We start from the raw sequence: 15,776 nt of genomic DNA on the forward strand, positions 1-15,776 counted from the left end.
ACACATGAGCAGTCAGCAAGGTCTGCTGGACCGGTCGCTCGACGAGATCGACCCCGAGGTCGCCGAGGCCATCGGCCATGAACTGCGCCGGCAGCAGTCGACGCTGGAGATGATCGCGTCGGAGAATTTCGCGCCCCGCGCGGTGATGCAGGCGCAGGGCTCGGTGCTGACGAACAAGTACGCCGAGGGGTATCCGGGGCGCCGCTACTACGGCGGCTGCGCACATGTGGACGTCGTGGAGCGCCTGGCCGTGGACCGGGTGACCGCACTCTTCGGCGCGCGGTTCGCCAACGTCCAGCCGCACTCCGGCGCACAGGCCAACGCCGCCGCGATGATGGCGCTCCTGGACCCCGGCGACACCATCCTCGGGCTGGACCTGGCACACGGCGGTCATCTGACCCACGGCATGCGCCTCAACTTCTCCGGCAAGCTGTACCGCGTCGTGGGCTATCACGTCCGCGAGACCGACTGCCTGATCGACATGGACGAGGTCGAGCGGCTCGCCCAGGAGCACCGTCCCAAGGTGATCGTCGCGGGGTGGTCCGCCTACCCCCGCCACCTCGACTTCGCGCGCTTCCGCCGGATCGCCGACGCGGTCGGGGCGTACCTGATGGTGGACATGGCGCACTTCGCCGGCCTGGTCGCGGCCGGCCTGCACCCGTCGCCCGTGCCGTACGCCCATGTCGTCACCACCACCACGCACAAGACGCTGGGCGGTCCGCGCGGCGGCGTGATCCTCACCCAGGACGCGGCGCTGGCCAAAAAGATCAACTCTGCCGTTTTCCCCGGTCAGCAGGGAGGCCCGCTGGAGCATGTGATCGCGGCCAAGGCCGTGGCCTTCTCCCTCGCGGGGGCGCCGGAGTTCGCCGAGCGGCAGCGGCGCACCCTGTCCGGAGCGCGGGCGCTCGCCGGCCGGCTGCTGGCGGACGACTCCCGCGAGGCCGGCGTGCGGGTGCTGACCGGCGGAACCGAGGTGCACCTGGTCCTGGTCGACCTGCGGGAAGCGGAGCTGGACGGCCGGCAGGCCGAGGACCGGCTGCACTCCATCGGCATCACGGTCAACCGGAACGCCGTGCCCTTCGACCCGCGCCCGCCGATGGTCACCTCCGGCCTGCGGATCGGCACGCCCGCACTGGCCACCCGCGGCCTCGGCCCGGAGGACTTCCGCGAGGTCGCCGACGTGATCAGCCTGACGTTGCGTCCGGACCACGATGCCGACGCGCTGCGGCACCGGGTGGCCGCGGTCGCGGCCAAGTACCCGCTCTACCCGCAGCTGTGAGCAGGGTGCCATGACCGCGGCACCGGGTCCTGCTCCACGGCGACCGCGCCGTGGTGTTCCGCCGACCGCTCCATCCCCTCGTCGAACAGGAGGCGCCGTGTCGCACGAGTTGCCCGAACACCCCGACTGGCTCTGGCGGAACCCCGATCCGAAGCCGTCGTACGACGTCGTCGTCGTCGGCGCCGGCGGACACGGCCTGGCCACCGCCTATTACCTCGCGAAGAACCACGGCATCACCAACGTCGCCGTACTGGAGCGCGGCTGGCTGGCCGGCGGCAACATGGCGCGGAACACCACGATCATCCGCTCCAACTACCTGTGGGACGAGAGCGCCGCGCTCTACGAACACGCCCTGAAGCTGTGGGAGGTGCTGCCCGAGGAGCTGGAGTACGACTTCCTGTTCAGCCAGCGCGGTGTGCTCAACCTCGCCCACACGCTGCAGGACGTCCGCGAGGGCGTCCGCCGGGTGCACGCCAACCGGCTGGGCGGCGTGGACGCGGAATGGCTCTCCACCGAGGACGTCAAGAAGTTCTGCCCGATCGTCAACACCTCCTCCGACGCGCGCTATCCGGTCCTCGGCGCCACGCTCCAGCCGCGCGCCGGCATCGCCAAGCACGACCACGTGGCCTGGGCGCTGGCCCGGAAGGCGGACGCCTACGGTGTCGACCTGATCCAGGGCTGCGAGGTGACCGGCTTCCTCCGCGACGGCGACCGGGTGGTCGGCGTGGAGACGACCCGTGGCCGGATCAACGCGGGCAAGGTGGCGCTGGCCGCGGCCGGCCACACCAGCACCCTCGCCGCGCGGGTGGGGCTGCGCCTGCCGATCCAGAGCCACCCGCTGCAGGCGCTGGTCTCCGAGCTCCTGGAGCCCGTGCACCCGTGTGTCGTGATGTCCAACCATGTGCATGTCTACGTCAGCCAGGCGCACAAGGGCGAGCTGGTCATGGGCGCGGGCATCGACGCCTACCCCTCCTACACCCGGCGCGGCAGCGTGCAGATCATCGAAGCGCAGATGGCCGCGGCGCTGGAGCTGTTCCCCCTCTTCGGCCGGGCCCATGTGATCCGGACCTGGGGCGGCGTGGTGGACGTCTCGCCCGACGCCTCCCCGGTCGTCGGGCTCACCCCGGTGGAGAACCTGCTGGTCAACTGCGGCTGGGGCACCGGCGGTTTCAAGGCCACACCCGCCGCCGGCTGGGTCTACGCCCACACCATCGCCACCGGGCAACCCCATCCGCTCAATGCGCCCTTCGGCCTGGAGCGGTTCACCACCGGCGCGCTCATCGACGAGCACGGCGCGGCCGCCGTCGCCCACTGACAAGGAGCCACCCACCATGCTGCTCATCCCCTGCCCGTGGTGCGGCGACCGGGACGAGACCGAATTCGGCTACGGGGGCCAGGCCCATGTCCCCTACCCCGAGGCCCCGGAGACGCTGACCGACGCCGAGTGGGCCGAGTACCTCTTCGTACGGGACAACCCCGAGGGCCCCTTCACCGAGCAGTGGGTCCACACCGCGGGCTGCCGCCGCTGGTTCACCCTCGTCCGCGACACCACCTGCAACGACATCCTCGCCGTCCACCGGACCGGCACGACGAATCCGGTGCACCCATGACCGAGACGCCCGCGAACCCGCACCGCCTTGCCCGCGGCGGCCGCATCGACCGCTCGGCTTCCCTGAGCTTCACCTTCGACGGCACCCGCTACCACGGCCATCGCGGAGACACCCTCGCCTCGGCGCTGCTCGCCTCCGGTGTCCGCACGGTCGCACCGAGCATCTACCGCCGGCGCGCCCGCGGCATCGTCGCCGCGGGCGTCGAAGAGCCCAACGCCCTGGTCCAGCTCGACGGGCCGTGCCAGGAGCCCATGCTGCCGGCCACCACCGTGGAGCTCTTCGACGGCCTGTCGGCACGGAGCCTGTCCGGGAAGGGGCGCCTCGACCCGCGTGAGGACACCGCGCTCTACGACAAGAAGTACGTGCACTGCGACGTCCTGGTCATCGGGGGCGGCCCCGCGGGGCTGGCCGCGGCCCTCGCGGCCGGCCGCTCCGGAGCACGGGTGATCCTGGTCGACGAGCAGAACGAGCTCGGCGGGTCGCTGCTCTCCTCCCGTGCGGAGCGGATCGACCACGCGCCCGCGTCCGACTGGGTCGCCTCGGCCCGTGACGAGCTCACCGCACTGCCGGAGGTCCGTCTGCTCACCCGTGCCACGGCCGTCGGCGTCCACGACCACGGACTGGTGCTGGTCGCCGAGCGCCGCACCGACCATCTCGGCAGTACGCCGCTGCCCGGGGTGTCGCGCCAGCGGCTGTGGCATGTGCGGGCCCGGCAGACCGTGCTGGCCACCGGGGCGCACGAACGGCCCCTGGTGTTCGCCGACAACGACCGGCCCGGGGTGATGCTCGCCCACGCGGTGCGCACCTACGTCAACCGGTACGCGGTGCTGCCCGGCCGAAGGGCGGTCGTCGTCACCACCAACGACAGCGCGTACGCCACGGCGATCGACCTGGTCGCCGCGGGCGTGCAGGTGCCCGTCCTGGTCGACGCCCGGCCCGAGCCGCCGCCGGCACTGGTCGCGCAGGTCCGTGCCGCGGGCGTGGAGGTGCGGACCGGATCGGCCGTCGTGGGCACCGACGGCGACCCGTCGCTCACCGCGGCGTGGATCGCGCCGCTGGACCGGCGCGGGGGAGCGGCGGACGCCACCGCGGTCCCGTGCGACCTCCTGGCGGTCTCGGGAGGCTGGAACCCCGTACTCCATCTGTTCGGTCAGGCACAGGGCACGCTGCGCTACGACGAGAGCCTGGCCGCGTTCGTACCCGAGCGGCGCCCGAAGGGCCTCGTCACGGCCGGCGCGGCGAACGGCACGTGCCACCTTGCCGGTTGCCTCGACGAGGGCACGGCCGCCGGCACCGAGGCCGCCGCGCGGGCCGGGTTCACCGATGACGCCCCGCCGGCCCGCCCGCGTGCGCAGGACGCGCCGCCCGCTCCCGCGCGGGCCCTGTGGACGATCCCCGGAGGGGCCGGCGAACCCCCGACGTGGCACACCCACTTCGTGGACCTCCAGCGCGACGCCACCGTCGCCGATATCCACCGGGCCATCGGGGCAGGGATGCGCTCGGTGGAGCACATCAAGCGCTACACCACCATCGGCACCGGGCAGGACCAGGGCAAGACCGGCGCGGTCGTCGCGATCGGCGCGATCGCCGAAGCACTGGGCGTGGGGTCGCCCGGCGAGGTCGGCACGACGACGTTCCGTCCGCCCTACACACCGGTGTCCTTCGCGTTGCTCGCCGGCCGGGACCGCGGCCACCTGAACGACCCGGTACGCGTGACGCCGATCCACGACTGGCATGTCGCGCACGGCGCCGCGTTCGAGGACGTCGGCCAGTGGAAGCGGCCTTGGTACTACCCGCGACCGGACGAGACCATGGAGGCCGCGGTCCTGCGCGAGTGCCGGGCCGCCCGCGAGGCCGTCGCCGTCATGGACGCCTCCACCCTGGGCAAGATCGACATCCAGGGACCGGACGCCGGCGAGTTCCTGAACCGCCTCTACACCAACGCCTTCGCCAAGCTCAAGGTCGGCTCCTGCCGGTACGGCGTGCTGTGCAAGGCCGACGGCATGGTGTTCGACGACGGTGTGGTCATGCGGCTCGCCCCCGACCGCTACCTGGCCACCACCACGACCTCCGGCGCCGCGGCGGTGCTGGAGTGGATGGAGATGTGGTTGCAGACCGAATGGCCCGACCTGCGCGTGCACTGCACCTCGGTGACCGAGCAGTGGGCCACCGTCGCCGTGGTGGGCCCGAAGTCCCGGGCCGTCCTTGCGCACCTCGCGCCGGATCTGGACCTGTCGGCCGAGGCGTTCGCGTTCATGGACTTCCGCGAGACGCGCCTGGCCGACGGCGTCCCGGCCCGCATCGCGCGGGTCTCCTTCTCCGGTGAGCTCGCCTTCGAGATCAACGTCGCAAGCTGGCACGGCCGGGCCGTGTGGGACGCCGTGATGGCGGCGGGGGCGGCGTACGACATCACCCCCTACGGCACCGAGACCATGCATGTGCTGCGGGCGGAGAAGGGGTTCATCATCGTCGGCCAGGACACCGACGGCACCGTCACGCCCGAGGACCTGGGCATGGGCTGGGTCGTCTCCAAGCGCAAGGAGTTCGTCGGCAAACGCTCCTACCGCCGCCCCGACACCGCACGCCCCGACCGCAAGCACCTGGTCGGGTTGCTGCCGGACGATCCCACCGAGCTGCTCCCCGAGGGAGCACAGCTGGTCGCCGACGGGGTACCCACCACGACGGAGAGCGGCCCGGTACCCATGCTGGGGCACGTCACCTCCAGCTACCGCAGCGCCGTGCTCGGGCACACCTTCGCCCTCGCCCTGGTCAAGGACGGCCGCAACCGCCTCGGCCAGAGCCTCCAAGTGCCCCTCGTCGGGCGCACGGTCAGGGCCACCGTGACCGAGCCGGTCTTCTACGACAAGGAAGGAACCCGCCGTGACGGCTGAGGTGACCACCCCACGTGCCCGCAGCCCGCTGCACCACCGCGCCCACCTCCTCGCGGCGGCCGACGTCGAGGGACCGCGCGGGGTCCGGCTGCGGGAACTGCCCTGCGCGGCGCAGGTGACCCTGCGGCTCGACCCCTCGTCCCCCGCGGCGGCCCGCGTGGCCGGGGCGCTGGGACTGCCCGCCCTGCCGGTGGAGCCCGGCGGCGTGCGCACCGCGGCCGGTGCGACGGAGCGGACGGTGCTCTGGCTCGGTCCCGACGAATGGCTGGTCGTCGGCCCGGAAGGCGACGCCCCGGCCATCGAGGCGGTCGTGCGGGACGCGCTCGGCGACGGCCACGGAGCCGTGGTCGACGTGTCGGCGAACCGCACCACCCTGGAGATCAGCGGCCCCTGTGCGCGGGAGGTGCTGGAGAAGGGCTGCTCGCTCGATCTCCACCCGCGCGCCTTCGGCCCGGGCCGCTGCGCCCAGACGCTGCTCGCCCGCGCCGCCGTGATCCTCCGTCAGATCGACACCGGTCCGACCTACCACCTCCTGGTGCGCGGCTCCTTCGCGCCCTACCTGGCCGACTGGCTGCTCGACGCCATGACCGAATTCCGCTCTCCCGAGGTTCCGCGGTAAACCCTCAGCGTCTTCCGCATCGCAGCGCACCGGCCGGGTCGCCCGGCCCGGGACGCCGGCGCTGAAGCGGGATCCGGGCACCCACGCCTGCGCCCGGCGAAGGGGGCGCAGGGCGTGGGTGATGCCGACCGGGTTCCGGCTGCCGGCCTGCCTGATGGCCGCGCCGGGTGCCGCCGTACGCAGGCAGGTTCTGCTTGACGCCGCGGTTGCTCACAGCCGGGGCCGGTCGAGCAGGCGGGACAGCACGATCACGCTCTCGGTGCGGTCGATGACGGGGGCCTCGCGGACCCGCTGAATGGCCTGCTCAAGGTGCGCGATGTCCTTGGCGAGCATGTGCACCACCGCATCCGCCGCGCCGGAGACGGTGCATGCCTCGACGACTTCCGGGATCCCCTCCAGGTCCCGTTGCAGCTCGGCGGGCGAGGGATTGCCCTTGCAGTACACCTCGACGTACGCCTCGGTCCGCCAGCCCAGCGCCCGGGTGTCGATCAGCGCGGTGAAGCCACGAATCGCCCCCGTGGCGACGAGCCGGTCGAGCCGCCGCTTGGCAGCCGGCGCGGAGAGCCCGGCCGCCTCACCGATCTCGGCATACGTGCTCCGGGCGTTCCGCAGAACGCACCGGATGATCTCTTCATCGATGGTGTCCACGCCGCTACCTCCACGGAACGGGCAGCCGAGGTGGCGTGCAATTTATCTCCACAACGGCTTGAAGTAAGCAAGAAATCGAAACCAGAAGACAAGATACGGCAATTGATTGCGTAAACGGCCCGAACATAGCATCCAGACCCTCAGTCGCAACGACGTGAACGCGAGGGACCGTATGACCGCAGCGCTCAGTGCCGAGGAATCCGCTGCCCTGGCGGCGATCGACGAGGCGGCCATCGCCCGGACGCTGCTGGAGCTGCTCGCGATCCCCAGCGTGACCGGGAGCGCCGCCGAGTCCGGCATGCAGCACCGGCTGGCGGCACATCTGGACCGGCTCGGGCTCGACGTCGATCTGTGGTCCCTGGACCTGCCCGCGCTGCGTGCGCACCCCGGCTTCCCGGGGACCGAGGCACCGCGCGACGAAGCCTGGGGGCTGGTGGCGACCACCTCGGACACCGGTGACGGGCCGACCATGATCCTTCAGGGCCACGTCGACGTGGTCCCGCCCGGCGACCTCCGGCAGTGGGACGGCGATCCCTTCACACCGCGGGTGGTCGGGGACGTCGTCCACGGCCGTGGCGCCTGCGACATGAAAGCCGGACTGGTCGCCAACCTCGCCGCGCTGGCGGCGATCCGCGCGAGCGGAGCCCGGCTGCGCGGCCGGGTGGCCGCCCACGTCGTGGTCAGTGAGGAGGACGGCGGGCTGGGTGCCTTCGCCACCCTCCAGCGCGGACACACCGGTGACGCCTGCGTCATCACCGAACCGACCAGCGGCACGCTGGTGACCGCGAACGCAGGCGCGCTGACCTTCCGCATCGAGGTCCCGGGCCGGGCCACCCACGCAAGCACCCGCGACGCGGGAGCCAGCGCCATCGACGCGTACCTGCCCATCCACCGGGCGCTGGCCCGGCTGGAAACCCGGCGCAACGCGGTGGTTGACCCGCTGATGGCGGAGTCCGCCCTCCCCTACGCCCTCTCCGTCGGCACGCTGCGCGCGGGCGACTGGGCGAGCAGTGTGCCCGACCGCCTCGTCGCCGAGGGCCGGCTGGGCGTCCGGCTCGGCGAGGATCCCGCCGAGGCGGTCGCCGACTTCGAGACCTGCGTGGCCGAAGCCTGCGCGGACGATCCCTGGCTGCGCGCTCACCCGGCGACCGTGAGCTGGCCCGGTGGCCGGTTCGCCAGCGGCCGGCTGCCGAGCGGCCATCCGCTCGGCGCCCTGGTCCGGGACGCCCACGCCGACGCGGTCGGCGGCCCGCGGGTGCGCGAGCGCGGCGCGCCCTACGGAAGCGACCTGCGCCTGTACGCCGCCGAGGGCATCCCGACCGTGCAGTTCGGGCCCGGCGATGTGCGACTGGCCCACAGCGCCCGGGAGCAGGTCTCCCTCTCCGAGATCGCCGCGGTGACCCGCACCCTCGTCCTCGCGGTACTGCGCACCGTCGGCACGAAATAACTCCGCACCGTCGGCACCGAACAGCCGGCACCGAGCAGTCGGCACAAACGCAGGCCATCGCCATCGGCACGAACCCAGGTCATCGCCATCGGCACATGGAGCGAAGGGATACCCATGACCTCAGCGAAGGTTGAGCAGCAAGCTGTCGGCGGCGGCGACGCCGGCACGGCCACGCCCGACGAGGGCAATCATGCGGGCGCTGGGCGCCGGACTGCTGCCCGCCGTCGACTTCCGCATGCCGGGCGCTCCGGTCACCAACTGGATCGCCCTCGCCTCGCTCGTCTTCGTGGTCGTGCTGACGGCCACCGGGAAACGGGCCGGCAAACGAGCCGTCAGGGCGGCGGGTTCGGCGACCGGATCCAGCCCAGCGAGCGCTCGACCGCCCGCTTCCAGTTGTCGTACTCCGACCGGCGCCGCTGCGGGTCCATGTCCGGCAGCCACTGGGCGGCCCGGTGCCAGTTGCGGCGCAGGATCTCCAGGTCGGGCCAGTAGCCGGCGGCGAGCCCGGCGGCGTAGGCGGCGCCCAGGGAGACCGTCTCGACGGCCATGGGGCGCACCACGGGCACGTCGAGCACGTCGGCCAGGAACTGCATGAGCAGGTTGTCGGACGTCATGCCGCCGTCCACCTTGAGCACCTTCAGGGCGAGCGAGGAGTCGGCGTTCATGGCGTCGACCACCTCCCGGGTCTGCCAGCCGGTGGCCTCCAGTACGGCGCGGGCCAGGTGCTCCTTGGTGATGTACGAGGTGAGGCCGACGATGACGCCGCGGGCGTCGCTGCGCCAGTGCGGCGCGTACAGGCCGGAGAACGCCGGGACGATGTAGCAGCCGCCGTTGTCCTCGACGGCGCGTGCGAGGGTCTCGATCTCGGGGGCGGTGCTGATCAGCCCCAGCCGGTCGCGGAACCACTGGACCAGCGCGCCGGTGACGGCGATCGGGCCTTCGAGCGCATAGACCGCGGGCTGGTCCTCGATCTTGTAGGCGACCGTGGTGAGCAGTCCGTGCCGGGACCGTACGAGCTCGGTGCCGGTATTGAGCAGCAGGAAACTTCCGGTTCCGTAGGTGCACTTCGCCTCACCTGGGGCGAAGCAGGTCTGCCCGAACAGCGCCGCCTGCTGGTCACCGAGTGCCGCGGTGATACGCACGCCCGGGAGGACGGAACGAGCGGCGCCGTAGGTCTCGGCCGAGGAGCGGATCTCCGGGAGCATCGGGCGGGGGACCCCGAAGAACTCCAGCAGCTCCTCGTCCCAGTCGAGGGTGCTGATGTTCATGAGCATGGTGCGGCTGGCGTTGGTGACGTCGGTGAGGTGCATACCGCCGGCCGGCCCGCCGGTGAGGTTCCAGATCAGCCAGCTCTCCATCGTGCCGAACAGCACCTCGCCGTCCTCGGCCCGCTGCCGCAGCCCGTCGACGTGGTCGAACAGCCAGCGGATCCGGGGGGCGGAGAAGTACGTGGACGGGGGCAGGCAGCAGCGTTCGAGGAAGAACGCGTCCCCGGGCCGGCTTCTGAGCTCCTCGACCAGCGGAGCCGTACGGGTGTCCTGCCAGACGATCGCCCTGCCCAGCGGGGTGCCCGTCCGCCGGTCCCACAGCACGGTCGTCTCGCGCTGATTGGCGATCCCGATGGCGGCGACCTCCTCGGGGCTGACACCGGCGTCGGAGAGCGCCTGCGGCACCACCCGCTCCAGGGTGTGCCAGATCTCGACGGCGTCGTGCTCGACCCACCCGGGCCGGGGGAAGTGCTGCTGGTGCTCCCGCTGGGCGACCGACACCAGCCGCCCCTGGTGGTCGAACAGGATGCATCGGGTGGAGGTGGTGCCCTGGTCGATGGACATCACATACCTCTCAACCATGATCAGCCTTCCGTTGCGGTGCACGAGGGCGGTGGGGCTCACCAGCGGGCGGCCCCCAGATCTCGGGAGATCGCCCGGGCGGCGTGGCGGACCTGGGTGACCAGGGCCGGCTGCGGGACCCCTTTGGCGTCGCAGATCCGCTCGACCGTGCCGGAGGCGCCGATGGCGCCCACCACGAGGCCACCGTGGCCCCGGATCGGCGCGGCGACGCCGGCCTCGCCCGTGATCATTTCCTGTACTTCGGCGGCCCACCCGAGCTCCCGGACCTCGGAGAGCGCCCGGGTGAGGCGCTCCGGGGTGATCAGGGTGTGCCGGGTGTACGCCTCCAGCCCGGCCTCCACGGCCGGCTCCAAGGGCACGCTGCCGAACGCCAGCAGCACCTTGCCGAGCGAGGAGGCGTGCAGCGGCAGCAGCGCGCCCACGTCCAGGGTCTGGAGGGTGTCGTCGGGGCGGAAGACATGGTGGACGATGAGCACCTTGCCCTCCAGAGGGGCGCCCAGGCGGACCGCTTCCCCACTGCGGGCGGCCAGGGCGTCGGCCCAGTTGATGGAGCGCGACCGCAGCTCGTTCACGTCGAGGTAACTGGTGCCCAGATGCAGCAGCGCGGCCCCGAGCTGGTACTTTCCGGTCGCCGGGTCCTGCTCGACGAAGTCGATGTTCTGCAGGGTGCGCAGAATGCCGTGGGTGGTGCCCTTCGCCAGTCCGAGCGACGCGGCCACCTCACCCAGCCCGAGCCGACGGGGCCCGCTGGCGAGCAGACGCAGAATCGCCGCCGCCCGTTCGATCGACTGGACCGGGCCGGCCATGAGGCAATCGTAGTCCCGCGGTCGGCATCAGCGGGAAGGGTCGGCATCAGCGGGGAGAGTCGGCATCAGCGGGGAGAGCCGGCCGTCCTCAGCAGCCGTTCGGTAATGCCGACCGCTGTTCATTGACCGCCCCCGCCGTCCCTCATAGCGTCCTTCTCAGGCCCGGCGTTCAGCCTGCCGGGGGCCTGCCTCCGAGGAGGAGACATGACGGCACAGCTTGACGCGGCGGTTCGGGAGGCGTCCGAACATGTCTGTCCGCTGCCCCACATCCCCGAGGCCGTCTCGGTCGTACGCCGGCGGATGCGCACGGTCCTGGCCGACTGGAACCTGGCCCCGGACCTCGCCGAGGACGCGCTCCTCGTGATCTCGGAGCTGATCACCAACGCGGTCGTCCACGCCCTGCCGCCGGCGGCGCTGCGGCTGTCCCGGGCCGGGGCCGACGGACGCGACACCCTGCGCGTCGAGGTCACCGACGCGGGGCCCGCGGCGGCGGACGGCCGACCGGCCGTCGAGCCCTGCGCGGGCGAGCACGGCCGCGGCATCGGCATCGTCACCGCCCTGTCCGCCGAGTGCGGCACCCAGGTCCACCCGGGCGGCACCACCCGGTGGGCGGAGTTCCTCACGGTGTGAGCCGGTGGGCCCGGACGGCACACGGATGACGGGGCGCCGGCCTGAAGCTGTCGTCTCAGCCGGCCCGGCCCGGCGCGAGCGTGTCCAGGTCGAGGCTGATGTCGAACGGCAGGGACCGCCGGAGCGTGTGGCGGAAAATTCCGGCCGGTGCGTACGAGGCGGTCGGCTCGTCGAGTTCATAAGCGTGCACGGCTGGGACGGTGCCCTCGTCTTCGATGCACCAGTAGTGGCGAATGCCGGCCTCGGCGTACTTGCGCAGCTTGACGGTCCGGTCGCGATGGGCGGACTCCGGCGAGACGACCTCGATGACGAGCAGGACGTCCTCCGGAGCGAACCAGGTGCGGTCTGCGTCGTAGGGGGCGGTGGTCAGCAGCAGGTCTGGCTCTGGACGGTTGCGGGCGTCCAGGCGGATGGTCATCTCTCGCTCGACCTCGATGCCGTCCGGGGCCTGAGCCATGAGTGCCACCGTGAGGCCGGTGACGAGGCGGCCGTGCCACGACCGCTGCGGGGACATCATGAAGACGAGTGCTCCGTCGATCAGCTCGGTGTGGCGTGGTGCCTCGGGGAGGCGGTCCAGGTCCTCCGCGAACCAGCCTTCCGCGCGTGGCGGGCGCATCCAGTCGGGCAGTGCGGTCATGGCTTCACGGTAGCGGCTCGCAGCTCACCCCGTTCTCCTCCAGATCCTTGTGCGGTGGAAAGGGCCGGGCCCCGTTGAGCCCGGCCCTTTCCGCCTTCCCGTGCTGCCGCCGGCCGCTCCGGGCGTCCGTCTCCTCCGGCGGTCAGGAAGGCGCCCCGGCCAGGACCTCGACCTTGCCGGTGTCGAGCGAGTAGTAGGCGCCGACCACGGCAAGGGAGCCCTTTTTCACGAGGGGGGCCAGGTCCTGGTTGGAACGCAGGTTCGCCGCGGTCAGCGTGACCTGGGCGCGGGCCATGGTGTCGACCGGGTCGGCACCGCCTTCCCGGCGTGCCTTCTCGTACGCCGGCCGCAGCGCCCGGGCGATCGCCTCCAGGTTGCCGGGCAGCGGTTTGCCGTCCCGGAGGGACTTGTACGACGCCTCGACGGCGCCACAACGCTGATGCCCGAGGACCACGATGAGCGGAGTGCCGCTGGTCATGGGCCCGTACTCCACGGAACCCGTGACCACCGGGCCGACCGCCTCCCCGCCCGTGCGCATCACGTAGAGGTCGCCCAGCCCGGTGTCGAAGAGGAGTTCCGGCGGCACCCGGGAGTCGATGCACGAGAGGACCGACCCGAAAGGCTTCTGCTTCATGGCCACGAACTGGCGCCGGTTCGGATCCCGGTCGGGGTGTTGAAGGTTGCCGCTCACCCAGCGCGCATTGCCCTCCATCAACCTCGTGAAGGCCGCAGCGGGCGTGGTCGGCCGCGCTGTGGGCGAGGCGCTGGCCGCCACCGGGGCGGCGCTCGTCGAGGAGCACCCCGCGAGCGCGGCCGTGGCGATCGCGAGTCCACCGGCGAGCAGAGATCTGCGATCCGGCTGTCCCGTTCTGTCCATCTGCCGTTCCCCTCAGTCCGCTGGCACACGTCCGTATGACGTGACCAGGGCGATTGTTCAGCGCGGTCCGGGAACGGGGCGGCAGGCGCAAGCGGGCGTGGGCCGCTTTGCCACCGACGGCCCACAGAAACCGGCACGGACGTCGCCCGAGCGACCAAGGCACGAGGCCGGGAGGACTCGACGTTCCTCAGGAGCGCAAGGGCGGAAGGACTCACCCAAACGTGGCGTCCCGCCCTCGGCGTCCCGCCCGTCGTGGCCGGGTCTCCCTGTGGTCCGGCGGGCGGCAGGCGAAGCGCACTCGGACGAGCCGGACGAGGAGGGGCTGCCCCATGGTCCCGGACAGCCCTGCGGGAAAAGGGGGTTGATCCATTGTCACCCGAAACGGGGGCCGTTGTCGTCCTTCCCAGAGATGATCTTGAAGGCTTATTCCGGGCCTAGCGTGAAGGGCATGACAGCGAAGGGCAGGACAGCGAAGAACGTGACGGGGAGCGCAGGCATGGATGCGGTGTACCGGGCGGACGACGGCGTGGAGTTGGCCGTTCGGGACCACGGCGGGGACGGGCCCCCGCTGTTGTTGCTGCACGGGGCGGGGCGCACGCTGCTGGACTGGGAGCGGGTCGCGCCGCTGCTGGCCGAGCGGCACCGGGTGTGGGCGATGGATCTGCGGGGGCACGGGCGGTCGGGGGACGGCGCCGCGCCGTGGTCGTGCGAGGTGGCGGTCGAGGACGTACGGGCGGTGCTGGCGGCCTGCGGGGCGCCGGAGGCCGTGGTGGTGGGGCATTCGCTGGGCGGGATGGTGGCCGCGCAGTGTCTTGGGCGCGACGAGCGGGACGGGGGAGCGCCGGCCGCCGTGAATCTCGACGGGCACTGGTTCGGGCGCCCGGAGCAGTACCCGGGACTGGACCCCGAGTACGTACGGGAACGGCTGGCGGAGGTACGCGAGTTGGCCCGGGAGGCGGGCGGACGGACCTTCGACGCCGAGGCGTTGGACGGGGTGCTCGGCTTCCAGGCCGCCATGGCTGACGCGTTGGGCATTCCGGCGGAACTGATGACGGCCGGGGTGCGGCGGTCGCTGGGGGAGACGGCCGACGGGCGGCTGTTTCTGCGGCCGGCCCGGGCACAGGCGCTTCAGGTGCAGGAGGCGCTGGCGGGGCTCGATCTGTTCGCGCTGTACCGGAGGGTGACGCGGCCGCTGCTGATCGCCCGGGCGCTGCGCCCCAACCCGCGGATGCCGGGCATGCCGCCGTGGTTCGACGCGCTGATGGCGGCGTACGCCCGGGGCCTGGCACGCGACCTGGACGCGCTGGCGCGGACCCGGCCGTACGTGACCGTCGCGGAGGTGGACGGGACGCATGCGATGGTGCTGGAGCGGCCGGAGGAGATCGCGGGGCTGGTGACCGGGTTCGTGGCCGGAGCCCTGCCCGGGGGCACCTTCCAGGGGTAGCCGGTAGTCGGTGGCCGGAGGAGCGTCACGACCCCGGGGTGACCCGGGAGGCGCTCCCCAGGCCCTGACCAGACGCCGCGGGGCCCGCCCTCCGGGCGAACGACGGAAATTTGACGACAGGGCCTAGCGGGGAAAGACCTGGAAGAGCGTGGCGGGGTGGCCCCGGTAGCGTTCGCCGCCGTTGCGCAGCATCTGCTCGATGAAGGTGCGGGCGTAGGTGCGCGGATCCTGCTCGGGGCCGCGCAGGCCCTTGATGTAGGTGGCGTGCGCCGCCAGGGAGGCGACCGCACGGTCGATGCCGGGGCCGACCTCGGCGGCGTGCGTGGGGTGCGGGGAGCCCGCAACGGCCACCCAGCGGACGCCGTTCCAGGGCGCCAGGCCCTTCGCGCCGGTGAGGTCGCGGAAGATCCAGCGGTTGCCGGCGTCGCCCGCCGCGTCGAGGACCGCCCGGCCGACCACCCGGTGATCCGGGGAGTTCCAGTGGCCGCCGCCCCAGGTGTCGTGGTGATTGAGGGTGATCAGGAGCTCGGGGCGGTGGCGCCGGATGGCCGCGGACAGGTCGCGGCGCAGCGTCCGGCCGGGCTCGATGACCCCGTCATGGTGGTGGTCGAGGAATTCGACGCTGTGGACGCCGACGAGCGAGGCGCCGGCCCGCTGCTCCTTCACGCGGACCGCGGCGCACTCGGCCGGTGGGAGCCCGTCGATACCGGCCTCGCCGCGGGTGACCAGGAGGTAGCTGACCTCGCGCCCCGCGGCGGTCCATTCGGCGATCGCGGCCGCGGCTCCGTATTCGAGGTCGTCGGGGTGGGCGACGACGGCGAGCGCACGCTGCCAGTCCTTGGGCATGGGGGAGAGGTGTTCGGCGGGCATCGGGTCCCTTCCTTCCCGTCCGGTCCTTCCCGTCCTGGTGGCGCGCCCCGCGTGGGGTGTGCCGTGCTCCGTGTGCCGTGTCGCAGGTGATCTTCGGTAGCGGTCCCGGTGTGCGGACGGCCCCGCTTCGATCGTGACACGCCTGGGGGGCGGCCACCGGGTGGGCGG

Annotated in this window: 15 protein-coding genes; 8 read left to right on the top strand and 7 right to left on the bottom strand. The window is 72.3% G+C overall.

The window, feature by feature from the left end:
• Window positions 1–4: 4 nt before the first annotated feature.
• The 5 genes from glyA (at window position 5) to EST54_RS02080 (ending at window position 6,399) form a co-directional block, all read left to right on the top strand.
• Complete coding sequence (gene glyA / locus EST54_RS02060) at window positions 5–1,279, top strand: serine hydroxymethyltransferase (RefSeq protein WP_129244335.1); 1,275 nt, start codon at window positions 5–7, stop codon at window positions 1,277–1,279.
• Between the two features lie 97 nt (window positions 1,280–1,376).
• A complete protein-coding gene (locus EST54_RS02065) occupies window positions 1,377–2,594 on the top strand; it encodes a sarcosine oxidase subunit beta family protein (protein ID WP_244942426.1) in 1,218 nt (405 codons plus the stop codon).
• A 16-nt stretch (window positions 2,595–2,610) separates the two neighbouring features.
• The gene (locus EST54_RS02070) at window positions 2,611–2,889 is read left to right on the top strand and encodes a sarcosine oxidase subunit delta (protein WP_129244339.1); all 279 of its coding nucleotides are present in this window, start codon (window positions 2,611–2,613) and stop codon (window positions 2,887–2,889) included.
• Window positions 2,886–5,780 (top strand): sarcosine oxidase subunit alpha family protein, encoded by a 2,895-nt coding sequence (locus tag EST54_RS02075; RefSeq protein ID WP_129244341.1) that lies wholly within the window; start codon window positions 2,886–2,888, stop codon window positions 5,778–5,780. The genes EST54_RS02070 and EST54_RS02075 overlap by 4 nt, the downstream gene beginning before the upstream one ends.
• Window positions 5,770–6,399 (top strand): sarcosine oxidase subunit gamma, encoded by a 630-nt coding sequence (locus tag EST54_RS02080; protein WP_129244343.1) that lies wholly within the window; start codon window positions 5,770–5,772, stop codon window positions 6,397–6,399. Before EST54_RS02075 ends, EST54_RS02080 begins: the two co-directional genes overlap by 11 nt.
• A 210-nt stretch (window positions 6,400–6,609) precedes the next feature.
• On the opposite strand, the gene EST54_RS02085 is transcribed toward EST54_RS02080, so the two are convergent.
• Window positions 6,610–7,047, bottom strand: coding sequence for an Lrp/AsnC family transcriptional regulator (locus EST54_RS02085; protein WP_129244345.1), 438 nt, complete (start codon window positions 7,045–7,047; stop codon window positions 6,610–6,612).
• Window positions 7,048–7,219: 172 nt separating this feature from the next.
• Between EST54_RS02085 and EST54_RS02090 the strand changes: the two genes are divergently transcribed.
• Window positions 7,220–8,494 carry an ArgE/DapE family deacylase gene (locus tag EST54_RS02090; RefSeq protein WP_129244347.1) on the top strand — a complete coding sequence of 425 codons (1,275 nt, stop codon included), beginning with the start codon at window positions 7,220–7,222 and terminating at the stop codon, window positions 8,492–8,494.
• A 120-nt stretch (window positions 8,495–8,614) separates the two neighbouring features.
• Here the strand turns inward: EST54_RS02090 and EST54_RS02095 are convergent, their stop codons facing one another.
• The 3 genes from EST54_RS02095 to EST54_RS02105 are packed head-to-tail and all read right to left on the bottom strand — an operon-like array spanning window position 8,615 to window position 11,150.
• Window positions 8,615–8,800: a hypothetical protein gene (locus EST54_RS02095; protein ID WP_129244349.1), complete on the bottom strand. Its 186-nt coding sequence runs from the start codon at window positions 8,798–8,800 to the stop codon at window positions 8,615–8,617.
• Window positions 8,801–8,826: 26 nt separating this feature from the next.
• The gene (gene glpK / locus EST54_RS02100; RefSeq protein WP_129244351.1) at window positions 8,827–10,344 is read right to left on the bottom strand and encodes a glycerol kinase GlpK; all 1,518 of its coding nucleotides are present in this window, start codon (window positions 10,342–10,344) and stop codon (window positions 8,827–8,829) included.
• 38 nt (window positions 10,345–10,382) lie between these two features.
• A complete protein-coding gene (locus EST54_RS02105) occupies window positions 10,383–11,150 on the bottom strand; it encodes an IclR family transcriptional regulator (RefSeq protein ID WP_129244353.1) in 768 nt (255 codons plus the stop codon).
• 204 nt (window positions 11,151–11,354) lie between these two features.
• On the opposite strand from EST54_RS02105, the gene EST54_RS02110 reads away from it, so the two are divergent.
• The gene (locus EST54_RS02110; protein WP_129244356.1) at window positions 11,355–11,780 is read left to right on the top strand and encodes an ATP-binding protein; all 426 of its coding nucleotides are present in this window, start codon (window positions 11,355–11,357) and stop codon (window positions 11,778–11,780) included.
• Window positions 11,781–11,835: 55 nt separating this feature from the next.
• Here EST54_RS02110 and EST54_RS02115 read toward each other — a convergent pair whose 3' ends face one another.
• Complete coding sequence (locus EST54_RS02115) at window positions 11,836–12,417, bottom strand: Uma2 family endonuclease (RefSeq protein ID WP_129244358.1); 582 nt, start codon at window positions 12,415–12,417, stop codon at window positions 11,836–11,838.
• Between the two features lie 142 nt (window positions 12,418–12,559).
• Window positions 12,560–13,294, bottom strand: coding sequence for a carbonic anhydrase (locus EST54_RS02120; protein ID WP_174244143.1), 735 nt, complete (start codon window positions 13,292–13,294; stop codon window positions 12,560–12,562).
• 496 nt (window positions 13,295–13,790) lie between these two features.
• On the opposite strand from EST54_RS02120, the gene EST54_RS02125 reads away from it, so the two are divergent.
• Complete coding sequence (locus EST54_RS02125; RefSeq protein ID WP_239012745.1) at window positions 13,791–14,738, top strand: alpha/beta fold hydrolase; 948 nt, start codon at window positions 13,791–13,793, stop codon at window positions 14,736–14,738.
• A 123-nt stretch (window positions 14,739–14,861) separates the two neighbouring features.
• Here EST54_RS02125 and EST54_RS02130 read toward each other — a convergent pair whose 3' ends face one another.
• Window positions 14,862–15,608: a PIG-L deacetylase family protein gene (locus EST54_RS02130; RefSeq protein WP_129244360.1), complete on the bottom strand. Its 747-nt coding sequence runs from the start codon at window positions 15,606–15,608 to the stop codon at window positions 14,862–14,864.
• Window positions 15,609–15,776: the final 168 nt, after the last annotated feature.

Source organism: Streptomyces sioyaensis (assembly GCF_004122735.1).
Taxonomy (GTDB): Bacteria; Actinomycetota; Actinomycetes; order Streptomycetales; family Streptomycetaceae; genus Streptomyces; species Streptomyces sioyaensis.

Excerpts from the sequence above, each read along its gene's own strand:
- glpK (WP_129244351.1), bottom strand. The coding sequence starts at position 10,344 with ATGGTTGAGAGGTATGTGATGTCCATCGACCAGGGCACCACCTCCACC.
- EST54_RS02120 (WP_174244143.1), bottom strand. The coding sequence starts at position 13,294 with ATGGACAGAACGGGACAGCCGGATCGCAGATCTCTGCTCGCCGGTGGA.
- EST54_RS02110 (WP_129244356.1), top strand. The coding sequence starts at position 11,355 with ATGACGGCACAGCTTGACGCGGCGGTTCGGGAGGCGTCCGAACATGTC.
- EST54_RS02130 (WP_129244360.1), bottom strand. The coding sequence starts at position 15,608 with ATGCCCGCCGAACACCTCTCCCCCATGCCCAAGGACTGGCAGCGTGCG.
- glyA (WP_129244335.1), top strand. The coding sequence starts at position 5 with ATGAGCAGTCAGCAAGGTCTGCTGGACCGGTCGCTCGACGAGATCGAC.
- EST54_RS02105 (WP_129244353.1), bottom strand. The coding sequence starts at position 11,150 with ATGGCCGGCCCGGTCCAGTCGATCGAACGGGCGGCGGCGATTCTGCGT.
- EST54_RS02075 (WP_129244341.1), top strand. The coding sequence starts at position 2,886 with ATGACCGAGACGCCCGCGAACCCGCACCGCCTTGCCCGCGGCGGCCGC.
- EST54_RS02125 (WP_239012745.1), top strand. The coding sequence starts at position 13,791 with ATGGATGCGGTGTACCGGGCGGACGACGGCGTGGAGTTGGCCGTTCGG.
- EST54_RS02115 (WP_129244358.1), bottom strand. The coding sequence starts at position 12,417 with ATGACCGCACTGCCCGACTGGATGCGCCCGCCACGCGCGGAAGGCTGG.
- EST54_RS02070 (WP_129244339.1), top strand. The coding sequence starts at position 2,611 with ATGCTGCTCATCCCCTGCCCGTGGTGCGGCGACCGGGACGAGACCGAA.
- EST54_RS02090 (WP_129244347.1), top strand. The coding sequence starts at position 7,220 with ATGACCGCAGCGCTCAGTGCCGAGGAATCCGCTGCCCTGGCGGCGATC.